The organism is uncultured Tenacibaculum sp. (assembly GCF_947494125.1).
Lineage (GTDB): Bacteria > Bacteroidota > Bacteroidia > Flavobacteriales > Flavobacteriaceae > Polaribacter.
Genome location: NZ_CANLTU010000009.1, coordinates 1 through 17,324 on the forward strand (window position 1 = coordinate 1; position 17,324 = coordinate 17,324).

A 17,324-nucleotide genomic window follows, 5' to 3' on the forward strand; every position below is an offset into this window, starting at 1 on the left:
TGGTGCCTCCAGGAATCGAACCAGGGACACAAGGATTTTCAGTCCTTTGCTCTACCAACTGAGCTAAGGCACCAGTTGCTACTTTCGTTAAGCGGATGCAAATATACAATCGTTTTTTAATTATACAAAGTAATTGTTTTAAAAAAATGTAACGTAAATTTGAAATCTAAGAATTAGAGATATGAATTTGATTATTGATGTAGGTAATACTAGAGTTAAAGTTGCTGTTTTTGAAATGAATAGCGTGAAAGAAATCTTTGTTGTTGAGAAAGAACGAATTGTTTTAGAATTGAGAAAAATTATTTCTAAATTTAATATTTCAAGGTCAATTATATCATCTGTAGCCAATATTTCGGAATCTACCCAGCAAGATTTAGTCAAATTATTAAATCCAATATTTTTAAATAATGAGACTAAAGTTCCATTTAGTAATCTTTATCAAACTCCAAAAACGCTAGGAGTTGATAGAATTGCCTTAGCATCTGCCGCAACTAAAAAATATTCTAAAAGAAATGTTTTAGTAATTGATGCGGGTACTTGTATTACTTTTGATTTTATTAATAAAAAAAAGGAATACTTGGGAGGAGCAATTTCTCCAGGAATAAATATGAGATACAAGGCATTGCATAATTTCACTTCTAAATTACCGTTATTAAAACAAAATGAAGTTTTTAATTTCGTAGGTACAGATACAAATAGCTCAATACATTCAGGTGTTGTAAATGGAATTTGTAATGAAATAGAAGGGGTAATTAATCAATATAAAGATGAGTATCAAGATTTAACAGTTGTTTTAACAGGAGGAGATACATATTTCTTGGCTAAACAATTAAAAAGTGGCATATTTGCCCATCCAAATTTTGTTTTGGAAGGGTTACATACTATTTTGACATACAATATAGCGAATGATTAAGAGATTTTTATTAGGGGTACTTGTATTTAGTACAATAACAATAGCAGCACAAAGAAATAGTGCGTCACCGTATTCTTACTTTGGAATAGGTGAAACTTTTGAAGCAATAACTGTAGAGCAAGCATCTATGGGAGGAATTGGAGTTGCTTTAAAAGATACACATCATTTAAATTTTACAAATCCTGCGTCAAATGCAGATTTAAGAGCTGCAACTTATGCAATTGGAGGTAGCTTAAGTTTTTTAACAATTAAAGAGGGTACTCAGTCGCAGACTGGGAACTCAACGAATTTACGTTATATATCTTTAGGTTTTCCAATAGGAAAAAAAGCTGGTTTATCAGTAGGTTTGCAACCTTTTTCATCAGTAGGGTATTCTTTACTAGATAATCAAAATACAGATAATATCACTTTGTTTAGAGGTGAAGGTGGGGCTAATAAAATATATGCTAGTTTTGGAATTTACCCTTTTAAAGATTTTTCAGTAGGAGTAGAGGCTGGATTTATATTTGGTAATCTTACAAATAGTGTGTTGAATCAGAGGTCTAGTGTAGCTTTTGCAACAAAGCAAGAAGAAACTATAAACATAAGAGGAGGACAATTTAAATTGGGAGCTCAGTATAAAAGAGAATTGAAAAATAAATTGAAGTTATACTCAGGTGCTTCTATTACTATAGATAGTGATTTATCTGCTAAAGGAAATGAGAAAATGTATTCATTAACATTTTCTGGAACAGGACAAGAAATTCCAAGAAATGAGTTGTTTAATAGATCTGTTGACGGTGACGTTAGCATTCCTCTGAAAAGTGTTTTTGGATTTGGTTTAGGGAAAGAAAATAAATGGTACGTAGGAGTTAATCAACAATTCCAAAGTGCTTTAAGTTCTAGTAGTTCTCTTATAGCAAATGGAGGAGCATATAAATATGATAAATCAAGTAAGTTTTCATTAGGAGGATATTATATTCCAAAAATAAATTCAATATCTAGTTATTGGGATAGAGTAGTATATAGAGCAGGTTTGCGAATAGAAGATACAGGACTGCAAGTAAAAACTAATAATGATTTTACTTCAATAAAAGACTTTGGCATAAATGTTGGTTTAGGATTGCCAATGCCAAGACAATTATCTAATTTAAACATTGGATTTGAATACGGGCAAAAAGGAACAACTAATAATAGCTTAATAAAAGAAAATTATTTTAATATAAGATTAAGCTTATCTTTGAATGATATTAATTGGTTCCAAAAAAGACAAATAGATTAACAAAAACTGATAGATGATGAAAAAAATTACGTATTTACTAACAGGATTATTTTTGTTTGTAGCCGTAAATGGTGTTAAAGCACAGGCAAGTCAAGAGTGTAATATTAAGTACAATCTTTTTAAAGGAGATGCTACAACAAAAAAATATACTCAAGCTAAACCCAGTTTAGAGTATTTATTAACGAATTGCCCTAAGTTATCAGTTAACATATATAAATATGGAGCAAAAGTAGCAGATAATTTAAAAGATCCAGCTTTAGCAAAAAGAGTATACGAAACTAGGTTAGCAAATTTTCCTGTTAAAGGAGCTGCTAAAGCCCATAGTGATTATGCAACATATTTAATTAAAAATAAATTAGCTTCTGATGCTGAAGTTTATGTGATTTTAAAGAAGGCTTATGATATTTCTCCTAAAGATATGGGAGTTAAAAATATTTTTAGATATTTTAAATCTGTTACAGAAGAAAATAAAGACACAAACCCTCAAAAGGTATTTGATACTTATGATGATGTAATGGAGTCTGTACAAGAAAAATTAGATGGTTACAGTAAAAAAATACCTTCATTACAAGAAAAAGATTCTATTGGTACTATAGGTGCTAAAGAAAAAAGATTGTTAAGAGCCTATACGATGAATTCAAATGCTTTAGGTATGGTTGAGGGAGGTTTAGATGCTATGATTTCTAAAATAGCAACATGTGAAAGATTAATACCTATTTATACTAGAGATTATGAAGCTAATAAAACAGATGGTGTTTGGTTAAAAAGAGCTGTGTCAAGGATGTATAATAAAGGATGTCAAACTGATCCTTTATTTGAAAAATTAGCAAATGCTTATGCAGAAACTACTCAGTCATCAGATGCATATAATTTCTTAGCAGGAGTTTTAGCTAAAAATGGAGATAAAAAAGGAGCTGCTCAAATGAAAAAGAAAGCATTTGATTTAGAAACTGACCCATTCAAGAAAGCAAAGTATAAGTTAAGAGAAGCACAAAGTGCCGGTGGAAGTAGAGCCAGAGCTTTAGCTTACGAGGCATTAAAGTATAATCCAAATATGGGTAAAGCTTATTTATTTATAGCAAGTTTATATCAAAAAAGTGCTAACTCTTGTGGAAGCGATGAGTTCGAAAAAAGAATGGTATATGTAGCAGCTTTAAATAAAGCATTAAAAGCTAAGAGAGTTGATCCAGGATGTGGAGCTGGTAGATATATTTCTAGTTACAGTAAAAATGTACCATCAAAAAAATTAATTTTCCAAAAAGGAGTTGCATCAGGAGGATCTCATAGAATTGGATGTTGGATTGGAGAAACTGTTCGTATTCCTTAATACGATTTAAATGAAATCATATTTAATAAATATATATAATAGCATTGCTGCCATTTGTTTGGTGGCAATGTTTTTTTCTTGTACGAATACAAAAAAAGAAGTGCGAGATTTTTTAGCAGATAAAAATTTACCAATGGGTACCGCTAAAAATATTTATCATGTTCATAAAGATTCAGGAAGGATAACTTCAAAAACGAAAGCACCAATTTTTTATGATTTTTCGAATAGGAAAAGCCATCCATATAATGAGTTTCCTAAAGGAATTAAAATAGTATCAATAAGTAAAACAGGGAAAGATTCTACAACAATTACCGGGAATTATGCTTTAACATATAATAAAACTAAGATTTCTGAAATTAAAGGTAATGTAGTAATCATAAATCATACAGAGAATTCTAAATTAGAAACAAATCAGTTGTTTTGGGATCAAAAAGAACACTATTTTTTTACAGAAGATGGTTTTAGATTAACAACTCCGAAAAGTACTATTAATGGCTTTGGTTTTGAATCTAAAGAAGATTTGACTAAGTGGATAGCTAAAGATATTACGGGAGACGTAGAAGCAAATCAAAAAGAAATATAATGAATACACTTTGGAAATATTTACAATATGGATACCTTGTAGTTGGTGTTATTTTTTTAGTAGAAGGAATTTTAAAATGGAATTCAGATAAAGAAGAGGCATTTATTATGTTTGGATTTGCTATCTTTATTATATTAATTTTCTTCTTTAAAAGACATTTTAGAAGAAAAGTAGAAAACAGAAATCAACAGCGTTAATGCAATTTGAAGTCGTTATCATTTTAACTTCTATATTATTTTCAGCCTTTTTTTCAGGCATGGAAATAGCTTTTGTGTCTGCTAACAAGTTGCATATTGAGTTAGAAAAAAAGAGAGAGGGATTTCTACCTCAAATCTTAGCAAAACTGACAAGAAAGTCTTCGAAATTTATTACTACTATGTTGGTTGGTAATAATGTAGCATTGGTAATTTATAGTTATTTTATGGGGCAGTTGTTAATGAGTTGGTTTCAGTCCATGTTACCATCAAACATATCATTAATAAACTACTTGTTAGATGATTTAAGTTTGTTAACGCAAACAATAATATCAACTGTTGTAATACTAGTTACTGCAGAATTTTTACCGAAAGCAATATTTAGAATTTATGCCAACGAAATGCTTAAGGTCTTTGTAATACCAGCATATATTTTCTATTTGTTTTTTTATGGAATAACATGGATTATAACAAAAATTTCAGACTTCTTTTTACGTGTGTTTTTTAAAACAAAAGAGGATGCTATTCAAACAGAATTTAGCAAAGAAGAATTAGGTAATTATATTTCAGAGCAGTTAGATGGAGGAAACGAAGAAGGAGAAGTAGATTCTGAAATTCAAATTTTCCAAAATGCTTTAGAGTTCCATAAAGTAAAGGCAAGAGAAATTATGGTGCCTCGAACAGAAATCATGGCAGTTGATATTCATGAATCTGTAAGTAATTTAAAGAAGGTGTTTATATCAACAGGTTTGTCTAAAATATTAGTTTACAAAAATTCTTTAGATGATATTTTAGGATATGTAAATGCTTTTGAATTATTTAAAAAACCTCGTATTATAAAATCAATATTATTACCAGTTGAGTTTGTTCCAGAATCAATGATAATTAATGATGTTTTAAATAGTTTAATGAAGAAACGAAAGAGCATTGCTGTTGTAGTAGATGAATATGGTGGAACTTCAGGAATAATAACAGTTGAAGATATTGTAGAAGAGTTGTTTGGAGAAATAGAAGATGAACATGACAATCAAGAGCTGTTAGAAGAAAAAATAAATGAAGATGAATTTAATTTATCAGCAAGACTAGAAGTTGATTATTTAAATGAAGAGTATGGTTTAAATATTTCTAAAGAAGAAGCATATGAAACTTTAGGAGGATTTATTATTAATTATACAGAAACGATACCGAAACAAGATGAAGTTTTAGAGGTAGGCAAGTTTCAAATTAAAATCTTAAAAGCAAGTGCAACTAAAATAGATAGTATCTATTTAAAAGTTCTCCATAAAGAAGAGTAAATAGAATTTTACACTTTACAAAGCAAACTACCTCAAAAACAGCATAAAAAAACATTGCATTATTTAAAGCGAAATTGTATTTTCGCACACTGTTAATAAAATTAAATAACGTATGGCAATTTTATCGAAAATTAGAGAACGTTCAATGTTCTTAATTCTTGTAATTGGTTTAGCACTTTTCGCATTTGTATTAGACCCATCTACAATATCAGATTTTTTCAATGCAAGCAAAGTAAATGAAGTAGGAGAAGTTAATGGAGAAGCAATTTCTCGTCAAGAATTTGCCGAAGCGTTAGACGCCTATAAAGCACAAACAGGTAATAGAGTTTCTGAAATGCAAGCAGCAAAAACTGTTTGGAATAACCTTATTAGACAAAAAATTTACCAAATTCAATTAGAAGAAGCTGGTATTACTGTAGGTGATGAAGACATTATGAATGCACTTTATGAAGCTCCATCATTACAAAATGATCCTAGGTTTCAAACTTCTGGTATATTCGATAAAAATAAGTTAAAAGAATTTTTAGCAACTATTAAAGAAGAAAATGGTCAACAATGGAAAGCTTGGCAAAATTACATGACTTCTTTAAAAAACAATATAGAGAAAACTACGTATGATAACTTAGTAGCTGCTGGTTTAGGAGCCTCTTTAAAAGAAGGAGAAGCGCAGTATTTAAATGAAAATACTAAAGTAAGTGCTAAATTCGCTTATGTACCTTATACTTCAATTGCAGATAGTTTAGTAGTACTTAAAAATAGTGATGTTAAAAATTACATTAATAATCACCAACAAGATTTTCAAGTAGAGGAATCTAGAGATATCAATTTTGTTAAGTTTGATATTAAACCAACAGAAAGTGATGAGGCAGCTATTAAAGCAGAGGTAGCAAAATTAATAGAAGATTCTGAAAATAGAGGAGTAGTTATTAAAGGTTTAAAAAATGCAACTGATTATAACGAATTCTTCAATGAAAATGATTCTGATTTAACTTTAGATGATGCTTATAAATTTAAAGTTCAAGTCCCACAAGTAATTGCTGAAGAGATTTTTAATGGAAAAGAAGGAGAAGTCTTTGGTCCATATAAAGACGCAGATCACTTTAAGTTATCTAAAATTACAAAAGTAGTTCAATTACCAGATTCAGTAAGAGCAAGCCATATATTAATTCCATTTGTAGGAGCACAACCTAGTGGAGCAGCACCAACAAAAACAGAAGAAGAAGCAAAAAAGACTGCGGATAGCTTATTAACAATAGTTAAAGCAAATGTGTCTAAATTTGCAGATTTAGCAAAAGAAATTTCTTCAGATAAAGGTTCTGCTGAAAAAGGAGGTGATTTAGATTGGTTTGCATATAACAGAATGGTTCCTGCATTTAGAGATTATTCTTTTGAGAATAAAAAAGGAGATATTGGAGTAGTAAAGTCTCCATTCGGATTCCATATTATTCAAATAGTAGACCAGAAGAATTTTCAACCAGTTGTTAAATTAGCAACATATGGTCGTAAAATAGTAGCTTCAGAAGCAACAGAAAATGATGTTTTCCAAAATGCTGAAACTTTTGCATTAGAATTAGCTAATGGTAAGAATTTTGATGAAGTAGTAAAAGAAAAGAACTTAACTTCTTTGCCTGCAGTAGGATTAAAATCATTAGATGAAACTGTTCCAGGAGTTGGTAATGAGAGAGAAATTATTTCTTGGTCTTTTGATAATGATGTAGAAGAAGGTAGTTATAAGCGTTTTGATATTGAAGGAGGTTATGTTGTAGCTGTTTTAACAGGACAAACTAAAAAGGGTTTAATGCCAGTAGAAAAAGCTGTATCAAGAGTGCGTCCTATTTTGATGAATGAAAGAAAAGCTGAAATGATTGAAGCTAAAATTAGTGGAAATACTTTAGCTGAAATAGCAAAATCAGGAAACGTAACTGTAAGAAATGCAGCAGATGTTAATTTAAAATCACCAACATTATCAGGAGTAGGTTATGAACCTAAGATAGTTGGGGCGATGTTAAATGCAAAAGAAAAAACAGTAATTAAAAATGTAGTTGGAGACAAAGGAGTTTTTGCTTTTGAAGTTGAGTCTAAAGAAAAGCCAACAGCTTTACCTAATTACGATTCTTATAGAAAACGTTTAGCAAACGAAAGAAAAAACAAAACATTCCAAATGTATGAGGCAGTTAAGAAAGCTTCTAACATTGAAGATAATATGAGTTCTTTTTACGGAATTCAATAAGGAGAAATAAGTCATACAGAAAAAAGCCAAACTCATTGAGTTTGGCTTTTTTATTGGTTTAAAATTTATAATGAATCTAGTTTATTGTTTTCAATATTTTAAGGTTTTAGATTTTTCAATAAACTAAGAGTGTATAAATTTTTAAAAGTAGTTTTAAATAAAAAAGCAACCTCAAATGAGGTTGCTTTTTAATATATTTAATACTTTTTTAATTAAGCATTTAAAGGCTTTCCATCCCAAGCGGCTTTAGCAGCTTCTTTTACAGCTTCCGAGTAAGTTGGATGTCCATGACAAATACGAGCTAAGTCTTCAGCAGAAGCTCTGTATTCCATTGCAACGGCAGCTTCCATAATTAAGTCAGCAACACGAGCACCTACCATATGAACACCTAAAACTTCATCAGTGTTTTTGTCAGCTAAAACTTTTACAAAACCATCAAGATCACCACTAGCACGAGAACGCCCTAAAGCACGCATAGAGAATTTTCCAGCTTTATACTCAACACCAGCATCTTTCAATTCTTGTTCAGTTTTTCCAACAGCAGCAACTTCTGGCCATGTATAAACAATTCCTGGAATTAAGTTGTAATCAATATGAGGTTTTTGTCCTGCTAAAAACTCAGCAACAACTACACCTTCTTCTTCAGCTTTATGTGCTAACATTGCTCCACGAACAACATCACCAATAGCATAAATGTTAGATACATTAGTTTGTAAATGGTCGTTAACTTCTACCATGCCTCTATCGGTAACATTTACTCCAGCTTTATCTAAACCTAAACCTTCAGTGTATGGTTTACGTCCAACTGATACTAAACAATAATCACCAGTAAAAGTAACTTCTTCACCTTTTTTATTTGTTGCTTTAACAACAACTTCATTTCCGTTTCTTTCAACAGAAGTTACACCATGATTAGCGTTAAATTTCATCCCTTGTTTCTTTAAAACTTTAGTAAGTTCTTTAGAAACATCTTTATCCATTGTAGGGGTAATTGTAGGAGCATATTCTATTACTGTTACATCAGCACCTAAACGCTTGTAAACAGAACCTAACTCTAATCCAATAACTCCACCACCAATTACTAATAAGTGTTTTGGTACTTCTTTTAATTTTAAAGCTTCGGTAGAAGTAATTACACGTTCTTTATCAATAGATATAAATGGTAATGTTGATGGTTTAGAACCCGTAGCAATAATAATGTTTGTACCTTCAATAACTTCTGAAGTACCATCATTTTTACTAACTTTTACGTGAGTAGCATCTTCAAAAGAACCTAAACCTTCGTAAACATCAATATTATTTTTATCCATTAAATATTTGATTCCTCCAGTAGTAGTTTCTACAACATTAGCTTTACGAGCAACCATTTTACCAAAGTCAAACGTTGGGTTTTCAACAGAAATTCCATGTTCTTCAAAATGTTTTATAGCGTCGTAATAATGGTGAGAAGAATCTAATAATGCTTTTGAAGGAATGCATCCAACATTTAAACATGTACCACCTAAAGTTGAGTATTTTTCGATAATAGCAACTTTAGAACCTAATTGAGAAGCTCTGATGGCAGCGATATATCCACCTGGTCCAGAACCAATAACGATTAAATCGTATTTCATCTGTTTTATATTTTGTATTTCAGAATTATAACTACAAAATTACACAATCTAACTGACTTGCAATAAAGGTTTATAGAATTGTTTTGTTCTATTTGTTTTACCTTTGAAAATCGTATGAAAACACTTTTAATAATTGGATATGTTTGGGTAGAAAAAACTACAGGAGCTGGTAATAGGATGTTACAGTTAATAGAAGTTTTTCAAAAACAAGATTATAAAATAACTTTTGCTAGTCCTGCTCAAAAGACAGAGAATTCTATAAATTTAATTAGTTTAGGAATTGAAGAAGTTTCTATTGAGTTAAATTCATCCACTTTTGATGAATTTATAATAGATTTAAAACCTGATATTGTGCTGTTCGATCGTTTTATGATGGAGGAGCAATTTGGTTGGCGTGTAGCTGAAAATTGCTCAAAAGCTTTACGTATTTTAGATACAGAAGATTTACATTTTTTACGTAAAACACGTCATCAACAATTAAAAGACAACGAAGAGTTTTCTACAAGTGCTTTATTAAAATCAAACGATGCTAAACGAGAAATAGCAGCTATTTTACGATGTGATTTAAGTTTAATCATTTCTAGTTATGAAATGAAATTACTTAAAGAGGTTTTTAAAATTGACGAAAGTTTATTGTGTCACTTACCTTTTTTACTAGATAAGATTGATAAAAAAGATATAGAAAAATGGAAGTCTTTTGAAGATAGAAACCATTTTATTTTTATAGGAAACTTCTTTCATGCTCCAAATGTAGATACAGTTTTACAATTGAAAAATAGTATATGGAAATTGATTAGAAAACAATTACCTAAAGCTGAGATGCATATTTATGGAGCTTATGCAACACAGCAAATTCAACAATTACATAAACCTAAGGAAGGATTCCTCGTAAAAGGATTTGCAAAAGATGCAATAGAGGTAGTTAGAAGTGCTAAAGTAGTTTTAGCGCCTATTCGTTTTGGAGCCGGAATAAAAGGGAAACTAACAGAGGCTATGGTAACAGGAACTCCATCTGTAACTACAAATATTGGAGCAGAAGGAATGCATGATGGTTTTGAATGGAATGGTTTTGTTGAAAGCGATTTCGATAAGTTTTCAAACAAAGCTGTTCTACTTTATTCTGAAGAGAATATATGGAAAGAATCTCAAGAAAAAGGAATGGAGATAATAAATCATATTTATGATAAAGAAAAAATAGGATTTCGATTTATAAATCGAATAAAAAAAATCCAAGAAGATATGACTACACATCGTATTCAAAATTTTCTAGGAAGTTTATTACAACATCAAACTTTACAAGCTACAAAATACATGAGTAAATGGATTGAAGAAAAAAATAAGTAGTGAGCTTTTTTTATGGCTGGTAATCTAAAGGGAGCATATTAGCAAAAGATTCAAATCCCCAGTATCCTTCATTAAATATAGCATTAGGGTTTAATAGGATCCCAGATTTATCAATAATATCTTTTCCATTTAGTAAAACAATATTTGAGGTTTGTACATTTAATGCCTTTCTTCGTTTGCCAAACATGCCTTTTAAATAATTTTCTTCTTCAGGTTCTTTAGTATAAATTACAGAAAGATAATTTTCGAAGTTTAAATAATGAGTTTTTTTATCAATTAATGTCATGTCCTGGTAGGGTACATTTTTCTTATATAAATAATCTCTATATTTTGGTTTTCTACTTTTTCTTATAGTTATTAAAGCACTGTCTAATGAAGTTGTAGGTGTATCTATTTTTTTTGAAAAATCAACTTTAGTATGTAAGCGAATTAATTCTCTTGCTAATTTTATTTTTTCTTCGGTAGGTCTTTCAGGGTTTAAAACTCGTTTGAATTGATTAACAATAAAACCGTCATGTTTCAGGTTTTGTGAGATTAAGCTTCTTAAAAAATGCATTTGAGAACCATTATAAGCTTCTAGTCTGTTTTGTTTCCATTTTCTTCTTATTGATTTAGATAAGTTCTCATATCGAGCATACCCACTAAAGAATAATTGTTTGCCTTTTAATTCAAAATTAACTAGATCGTAGGTTATTAAATAGCCTAAGTCTTTATGTTTAATTTGTAAAGGTTCTTTTGTAAATGCAGTTAAACTATTTGTTTTACTATTGAATTCAAAATGAAGTGATTTAGGGTTGAGAATTTTACATTTCTCAGCAAGTTTTGTTCTGCCTAAAAAAGCTTGTTTAAAACGAGTTAAATTGTATTTCCATTCATTGTCGTATTTTGTTTTTTGAATAACTACTTCATCTAAAAGAGTAGCATCTTCTAGAAGAGTTACAGTCATTTTCTTTTTAGAAGTATTAATAGGAATTTGTTTGGTTTTATATCCTAAAAAAGAAATTACGAGTGTGTAATTTCCATTAGGAATATTTAACTGAAATTCACCTTTGCTATTTGTAATAGAGCCAACAGTTGTGTTATTAAAATACACAGAAGCTCCTTCTAAACTTTCGTTCTTGTTGGAAATGACTTTTCCTTTAATATTAATTTGAGAAAAACTACAAATAGAAAAAAATGTAAATAGAAACAAAATAATAAATCCCTTTTTCATAAAATAAATTTTTATAAAAATAGGGACTTATTTTTTTGTTTAAAAAGAAGTGTAGTTAATTATTGTTAAAGTAAACCTGCGCGTTTTAATAAAGCGTCAGGTTTTGGCTCTTTTCCTCTAAAACGGATGTATAAATCCATAGGCTTTTCTGTACCACCTTTAGACAAAACATTATTTTTAAACTTAGTTGCTACATCTTTATTAAAGATTCCTTCTTCTAAAAAATATTCAAAAGCATCGGCATCTAAAACTTCTGCCCATTTGTAAGAATAATACCCCGCAGAATATCCACCTTGAAAAATATGAGAAAAAGCAGTACTCATACAGTTTTCTGCAACATCTGGATATAATTGTGTTTCAGAAAAAGCTTTCGTTTCAAAATCTTTTACAGAAGTAATTGTTTGTGGCGGCTCTCCTCCATGCCAATTCATATCTAATAAACCAAAACTTAATTGACGTAAGGTTTGCATACCTTCATGAAAACTAGCTGACTCTTTAATTTTTTGAACATACTCCATTGGAATTGTTTCTCCAGTTTCATAATGTTTTGCAAATAACTCTAATGCTTCTTTTTCATAACACCAATTTTCTAAAACTTGACTTGGTAATTCTACAAAATCCCAAGAGACAGATGTTCCTGATAAGCTATTATAAGTAGTATTTGCTAACATTCCATGCAGTGCATGACCAAATTCATGAAATAACGTGGTAACTTCATTAAAAGTTAATAATGAAGGTTTAGTTTCTGTTGGTTTGGTAAAATTACAAACTATTGAAACTTGTGGACGTTCGTTTATTCCGTCTTTTACTTGCTGAGGTTTATAAGAAGTCATCCAAGCACCATTACGTTTTCCAGCTCGGGGATGAAAATCAGCATAAAAATGTGAAACAAATTTTCCGTTCTTATCTGTTACTGAATAAGTTTTAACATCTTCATGGTAGGTGTCTATTGAATTTATTTCCTCAAATTGTAAATCAAATAATTTACCTGCAATTTCAAAAGCTCCATCAATTACATTTTCTAATTTGAAATAAGGTTTTAGTAATTCTTGATCCAAAGAAAATAATTCTTTCTTTAGTTTTTCAGAATAATATGCTGAATCCCATTTTTGAAGTTGATCAATTCCGTCTAATTTTTTAGCGTAATTTTCTAAATTCGTAAACTCACGTTGCGCTGCTGGCTTCGCTTTTACTAACAAATCATTAGAAAAAGATAAAACTTTCTCTGGTGTTTCAGCCATTCTTTCTTCTAACACAAAATGTGCATGCGTTTTATAACCTAATAAATTAGCTCGCTTATGACGAAGATTTACAATATCTAAAACTATTTGTTCATTATTAAAATCATTCTTTTGAAAACCTTTTTTACCCATTGCAATTGCTAGCTCTTTTCGCAATTCTCTATTATCTGTATAGGTCATAAAAGGAATATAACTAGGATAATCTAATGTAATAATCCAACCGTCTTTATCTTTAGATTTAGCTAACTCTTTTGCTGCCTCTTTTGCACTTTCTGGTAATCCTTTTAAACCTTCTTCATTTGTTAAATGCATTTCAAAAGCATTAGTTTCTGCTAATACATTTTCTCCAAATTGTAATGATAACTTAGATAATTCGGCATCAATTTTACGTAAATCTTCTTTGTCTTTATTATTTAAATTAGCTCCGTTTCTGGCAAAACCTTTATATTGTTTGTCTAACAACATAGCTTGCTCAGATGTTAAATCTAAATTTTCTTTTTGGTCATAAATAGTTTTTACTCTTTTAAATAAAGCTTCATTTAAAATCATATCATTTTTAAACTCACTTAACCAAGGAGAAATATCTTTCGCTATCTTCTGAATTTCTTCATTTGTTTCAGCTGAATTTAAATTAAAAAAGATAGACGTTACTCTACTTAGTTTTTCTCCAGTAAAATCTAAAGCTACAGTAGTGTTTTCAAAAGTAGCTTCGTTAGAATTATCAATAATAGTATTGATTTCATCTTTAGCAATTTCTATAGTTTTTTTTATAGCAGGTTTATAGTGACCTTCTTCAATTTTTGAAAAAGGAGCTGTATTAAAATCTTGTAATAATGGATTTTTAGTCATGAAAATTCATTTTAAAAATTGAGGAAACCTCACAAATCAAATATCTGTGAGGTTTCTATATATGTATTGTACTAAAGTACTTATTTTTTTACTCTTTCAGAAGCTTTTTCAACTTTAAGTTTTAAGCCTTCTTTGTAAGCAATAATTTTATCTAAAACACATTTGTCTGAAGCTCCAATAATTTGAGCAGCTAAAATTCCTGCATTTTTTGCGCCATCTAAAGCAACAGTTGCTACAGGTACACCTCCTGGCATTTGTAATATAGATAACACAGAATCCCAACCGTCTATTGAGTTTCTACTTTTTACTGGTACTCCAATTATTGGTAATGGACTCATACTAGCTACCATTCCTGGTAAGTGAGCAGCACCTCCAGCACCAGCAATTATTACTTTTATACCACGTAAATGTGCGTTCTTAGAATAGTCAACTAATTTTTCAGGAGTTCTGTGAGCAGAAACAATATCTACTTCTATTTGAATATCAAAACTTTCTAAAATATCAATTGCTTCTTGCATGATTGGAAGATCTGAATCGCTTCCCATTATAATTCCTACCATAATTATTTGCTAATTACTTTTATAGTTTCTTTTACTTGTTGAGCGATTTCTCGCGCTTTGTTTATATCTTCATTTACAATCGTTACATGTCCCATTTTACGGAAAGGTTTCGTGATTTTTTTTCCATAAATATGTGGGGTAACGCCGTCTATTTTTAAAATATCTTCAATGTTTTTATATACAACATCTCCGGTATAACCTTCAGCACCGACTAAGTTTACCATAATACCAGCAACTTTACTTTCTGTATTACCTAATGGTAAGTTTAATATACTTCGCAAATGTTGCTCAAATTGATTTGTATAACTAGCTTCAATTGAATAATGCCCTGAATTATGAGTTCTTGGAGCTACTTCATTTACTAAAATTTCATCATCGTTTGTTTGAAACATTTCAACGGCTAATAAGCCAACAAATTCAAAAGTCTTAGCTATTTTTAAAGCAACTTCTTGTGCTTTTTTTGCGACTGTTTCATCTATTCTTGCAGGGCAAATTACGTATTCTACTTGGTTAGCTTCTGGATGAAACTCCATTTCTACTACTGGATATGTTTTTGTTTCTCCATCAGAATTTCTGGCTACGATTACTGCCAATTCATTTTTAAAAGGAATTAGTTTCTCTGCAATACATTCTCCTTCTGGCAAGGATTGTAAATCTTCATAATTACGAACTACTTTCACACCGTTTCCATCGTAACCAAATTGAGCAGCTTTCCATACAAACGGAAATTCAATAATGTTGTTTTCATAAGAATGCTTTAATTCTTCTAAAAAAGCATAATGTGAAAAGTCAGCCGTAGGAATGTGATGATCTGTGTAAAATGTTTTTTGACGTGCCTTATTTTGAATTATTCTTAAATTAGATGGTTTAGGGTAAATAGTTAAACCTTCTGACTCTAGTTTATCAAGTGCATCGATATTTACATTTTCAATTTCAATTGTTAAAGCGTCTACTCTTTTACCAAAATTGTAAACGGTATCAAAATCTAATAAATCTCCTTGATGAAATTCATTGCAAATACGAGCAGATGGAGCATCATTATTTGAATCTAAAATAACTGTGTAAATATCAAATTTTTGAGTTTCGGAAAGGAGCATCCTTCCTAATTGACCGCCACCTAGAACGCCCAATTTAAAATTTGAAGAAAAATAATTTTTCAAGATAAATATTTTATTGTGTTGTTGTTAACGCAAAAATAAGAATCTAAATAATAGTACAAATAGAATTAACGAGATATTCTTAATTGTGAACTACTAATTGAGGTAACAAAATACATTAATGCATTACAACCCACATTGTCTATTGGAGCTCCATTGGCTAAATAATTGTATTTTTTATCGTCACAAGGACATTTAATATGTATCCCATCAAATGTCATTAATGAATTACAAGAAGCTTCTGGACATTGTCTGTCAAAAGCTCTATAACCATTATTTCCTGTTCTAAAAATATAAATGTTTCGACCTTGAATAGTGTTTTGAGAACTTCCACTTGGAACTAACAATCCTTGAAATTCAGGTAGAGTTAAATCGATAATAGTATTCATGGTTACTCCATTAAAACAATTGTTTACAGGGGTGTTATCGCTACAGCCTAAAGAAATTGTAAGGATAAATAGATAAAATATTTTTTTCATTGTTTTTAAATAGAGTTGTATATGTAACGCCACGAATTTACAAATATTTTGTACATTTGTAGTATAATCTCATACCTATCGGCGTGAGATTTTTAAATTTAGAAGTTATGAGTGAAGTATCATATTATACCGAAGAAGGATTAAAGAAATTAAAAGAAGAGTTATCACATTTAGAGCATACTGAAAGACCAAGAGTTTCTCAAGAAATTGGTGAGGCTATAGATAAAGGAGATTTAAGTGAGAATGCTGAATACCACGCTGCAAAAGAAGAACAATCTTTATTGGAAACGAAGATTGCTAAACTTAAAAATATAGTTGCAAGTGCGCGTATTATTGATGAGAGTCAGTTAGATACTTCTAAAGTGTTAATTCATTCTGTTGTTAAAATAAAAAACACGACTAACGGCATGGAGTTTACCTATACCTTAGTTGCAGATTCTGAAACAGATATTAGAAACGGGAAATTATCAGTAAATTCTCCAATAGGAAAAGGTTTGTTAGGAAATAAGGTTGGAGATGTAGCAGAAATTAAAGTACCTAACGGAATTATGAAGTTTGAAATTATGGAGATTTCTCGTTAATTTTTTTAAAATATTTTGATAAAAGCGTTGCAATAGCAGCGCTTTTTTTATTTTTACAAACACACAAAACAAAAAGTTATGGCTAGTATTTTTACGAAGATAATATCAGGAGAAATTCCATCATATAAAATAGCTGAAGATGAAAATTACTTTGCTTTTTTAGATATCAATCCAAATGCTAAAGGGCATACATTGGTAATTCCAAAAAGAGAAGAGAATAAATTATTTGATTTATCTAAAGAAGAATACGATGGATTGATGTCTTTTTCTTACCGAGTGGCTAAAGCTATTGAAAAGACAATTCCGTGCAAACGTGTTGGAATGAGCGTAATTGGTTTAGAAGTGCCTCACGTACATGTGCACTTAATTCCTTTAAACGCTATGAGTGATATTCAATTTATAGAAAAAGTTAAGTTATCTAGTGAAGAATTTGTAGCGTTAGCAGAAGGTATTTCTACAAACTTTCAATAGTTAAGGATAAAAA

Annotated in this window: 16 protein-coding genes and 1 tRNA gene; 10 read left to right on the top strand and 7 right to left on the bottom strand. The window is 30.2% G+C overall.

What is annotated here, in order from left to right; all coding sequences use genetic code 11:
• Window positions 1–73, bottom strand: a tRNA-Phe gene (locus Q0881_RS13465).
• Between the two features lie 108 nt (window positions 74–181).
• On the opposite strand from Q0881_RS13465, the gene Q0881_RS13470 reads away from it, so the two are divergent.
• The 7 genes from Q0881_RS13470 to Q0881_RS13500 all read left to right on the top strand — a co-directional run bounded on the left by Q0881_RS13470 (window position 182) and on the right by Q0881_RS13500 (window position 7,803).
• Window positions 182–913: a type III pantothenate kinase gene (locus Q0881_RS13470; protein ID WP_299161229.1), complete on the top strand. Its 732-nt coding sequence runs from the start codon at window positions 182–184 to the stop codon at window positions 911–913.
• Complete coding sequence (locus tag Q0881_RS13475) at window positions 906–2,174, top strand: hypothetical protein (RefSeq protein ID WP_299161231.1); 1,269 nt, start codon at window positions 906–908, stop codon at window positions 2,172–2,174. Before Q0881_RS13470 ends, Q0881_RS13475 begins: the two co-directional genes overlap by 8 nt.
• 13 nt (window positions 2,175–2,187) lie before the next feature.
• Window positions 2,188–3,501, top strand: a complete 1,314-nt coding sequence (locus tag Q0881_RS13480) for a hypothetical protein (RefSeq protein WP_299161233.1) — start codon at window positions 2,188–2,190, stop codon at window positions 3,499–3,501.
• Between the two features lie 10 nt (window positions 3,502–3,511).
• A complete protein-coding gene (gene lptC / locus Q0881_RS13485; protein WP_299161234.1) occupies window positions 3,512–4,084 on the top strand; it encodes an LPS export ABC transporter periplasmic protein LptC in 573 nt (190 codons plus the stop codon).
• A complete protein-coding gene (locus Q0881_RS13490) occupies window positions 4,084–4,281 on the top strand; it encodes a hypothetical protein (protein ID WP_299161237.1) in 198 nt (65 codons plus the stop codon). The genes lptC and Q0881_RS13490 overlap by 1 nt, the downstream gene beginning before the upstream one ends.
• A complete protein-coding gene (locus Q0881_RS13495; protein ID WP_299161240.1) occupies window positions 4,281–5,573 on the top strand; it encodes a hemolysin family protein in 1,293 nt (430 codons plus the stop codon). Before Q0881_RS13490 ends, Q0881_RS13495 begins: the two co-directional genes overlap by 1 nt.
• Before the next feature lie 112 nt (window positions 5,574–5,685).
• Window positions 5,686–7,803 (top strand): peptidylprolyl isomerase, encoded by a 2,118-nt coding sequence (locus Q0881_RS13500; RefSeq protein ID WP_299161243.1) that lies wholly within the window; start codon window positions 5,686–5,688, stop codon window positions 7,801–7,803.
• A gap of 212 nt (window positions 7,804–8,015) precedes the next feature.
• Here Q0881_RS13500 and lpdA read toward each other — a convergent pair whose 3' ends face one another.
• A complete protein-coding gene (lpdA, locus tag Q0881_RS13505) occupies window positions 8,016–9,416 on the bottom strand; it encodes a dihydrolipoyl dehydrogenase (protein ID WP_299161246.1) in 1,401 nt (466 codons plus the stop codon).
• Between the two features lie 114 nt (window positions 9,417–9,530).
• On the opposite strand from lpdA, the gene Q0881_RS13510 reads away from it, so the two are divergent.
• Window positions 9,531–10,760 carry a glycosyltransferase gene (locus Q0881_RS13510; RefSeq protein WP_299161249.1) on the top strand — a complete coding sequence of 410 codons (1,230 nt, stop codon included), beginning with the start codon at window positions 9,531–9,533 and terminating at the stop codon, window positions 10,758–10,760.
• A gap of 10 nt (window positions 10,761–10,770) precedes the next feature.
• Here the strand turns inward: Q0881_RS13510 and Q0881_RS13515 are convergent, their stop codons facing one another.
• From Q0881_RS13515 to Q0881_RS13535, 5 genes are all read right to left on the bottom strand, one after another.
• The gene (locus Q0881_RS13515) at window positions 10,771–11,973 is read right to left on the bottom strand and encodes a carboxypeptidase-like regulatory domain-containing protein (protein ID WP_299161251.1); all 1,203 of its coding nucleotides are present in this window, start codon (window positions 11,971–11,973) and stop codon (window positions 10,771–10,773) included.
• Window positions 11,974–12,038: 65 nt separating this feature from the next.
• Window positions 12,039–14,063, bottom strand: a complete 2,025-nt coding sequence (locus Q0881_RS13520) for a M3 family metallopeptidase (RefSeq protein ID WP_299161253.1) — start codon at window positions 14,061–14,063, stop codon at window positions 12,039–12,041.
• An 80-nt stretch (window positions 14,064–14,143) separates the two neighbouring features.
• The gene (gene purE, locus Q0881_RS13525; protein ID WP_299161255.1) at window positions 14,144–14,623 is read right to left on the bottom strand and encodes a 5-(carboxyamino)imidazole ribonucleotide mutase; all 480 of its coding nucleotides are present in this window, start codon (window positions 14,621–14,623) and stop codon (window positions 14,144–14,146) included.
• Window positions 14,624–14,625: 2 nt separating this feature from the next.
• Complete coding sequence (locus tag Q0881_RS13530; protein WP_299161258.1) at window positions 14,626–15,783, bottom strand: 5-(carboxyamino)imidazole ribonucleotide synthase; 1,158 nt, start codon at window positions 15,781–15,783, stop codon at window positions 14,626–14,628.
• 65 nt (window positions 15,784–15,848) lie between these two features.
• Window positions 15,849–16,259, bottom strand: a complete 411-nt coding sequence (locus Q0881_RS13535; RefSeq protein ID WP_299161260.1) for a Rieske 2Fe-2S domain-containing protein — start codon at window positions 16,257–16,259, stop codon at window positions 15,849–15,851.
• 107 nt (window positions 16,260–16,366) lie between these two features.
• On the opposite strand from Q0881_RS13535, the gene greA reads away from it, so the two are divergent.
• Together greA and Q0881_RS13545 are read left to right on the top strand one after the other, a co-directional pair.
• Window positions 16,367–16,840, top strand: a complete 474-nt coding sequence (greA, locus tag Q0881_RS13540) for a transcription elongation factor GreA (protein ID WP_299161261.1) — start codon at window positions 16,367–16,369, stop codon at window positions 16,838–16,840.
• Window positions 16,841–16,918: 78 nt separating this feature from the next.
• The gene (locus Q0881_RS13545; RefSeq protein ID WP_299161263.1) at window positions 16,919–17,311 is read left to right on the top strand and encodes an HIT family protein; all 393 of its coding nucleotides are present in this window, start codon (window positions 16,919–16,921) and stop codon (window positions 17,309–17,311) included.
• Window positions 17,312–17,324 lie beyond the last annotated feature (13 nt).

Bases quoted from the DNA above. Each gene is read 5' to 3' on its own strand.
- Q0881_RS13470 (WP_299161229.1), top strand. From the start codon at position 182: ATGAATTTGATTATTGATGTAGGTAATACTAGAGTTAAAGTTGCTGTT.
- Q0881_RS13475 (WP_299161231.1), top strand. From the start codon at position 906: ATGATTAAGAGATTTTTATTAGGGGTACTTGTATTTAGTACAATAACA.
- Q0881_RS13480 (WP_299161233.1), top strand. From the start codon at position 2,188: ATGATGAAAAAAATTACGTATTTACTAACAGGATTATTTTTGTTTGTA.
- lptC (WP_299161234.1), top strand. From the start codon at position 3,512: ATGAAATCATATTTAATAAATATATATAATAGCATTGCTGCCATTTGT.
- Q0881_RS13490 (WP_299161237.1), top strand. From the start codon at position 4,084: ATGAATACACTTTGGAAATATTTACAATATGGATACCTTGTAGTTGGT.
- Q0881_RS13495 (WP_299161240.1), top strand. From the start codon at position 4,281: ATGCAATTTGAAGTCGTTATCATTTTAACTTCTATATTATTTTCAGCC.
- Q0881_RS13500 (WP_299161243.1), top strand. From the start codon at position 5,686: ATGGCAATTTTATCGAAAATTAGAGAACGTTCAATGTTCTTAATTCTT.
- lpdA (WP_299161246.1), bottom strand. From the start codon at position 9,416: ATGAAATACGATTTAATCGTTATTGGTTCTGGACCAGGTGGATATATC.
- Q0881_RS13510 (WP_299161249.1), top strand. From the start codon at position 9,531: ATGAAAACACTTTTAATAATTGGATATGTTTGGGTAGAAAAAACTACA.
- Q0881_RS13515 (WP_299161251.1), bottom strand. From the start codon at position 11,973: ATGAAAAAGGGATTTATTATTTTGTTTCTATTTACATTTTTTTCTATT.
- Q0881_RS13520 (WP_299161253.1), bottom strand. From the start codon at position 14,063: ATGACTAAAAATCCATTATTACAAGATTTTAATACAGCTCCTTTTTCA.
- purE (WP_299161255.1), bottom strand. From the start codon at position 14,623: ATGGTAGGAATTATAATGGGAAGCGATTCAGATCTTCCAATCATGCAA.
- Q0881_RS13535 (WP_299161260.1), bottom strand. From the start codon at position 16,259: ATGAAAAAAATATTTTATCTATTTATCCTTACAATTTCTTTAGGCTGT.
- greA (WP_299161261.1), top strand. From the start codon at position 16,367: ATGAGTGAAGTATCATATTATACCGAAGAAGGATTAAAGAAATTAAAA.
- Q0881_RS13545 (WP_299161263.1), top strand. From the start codon at position 16,919: ATGGCTAGTATTTTTACGAAGATAATATCAGGAGAAATTCCATCATAT.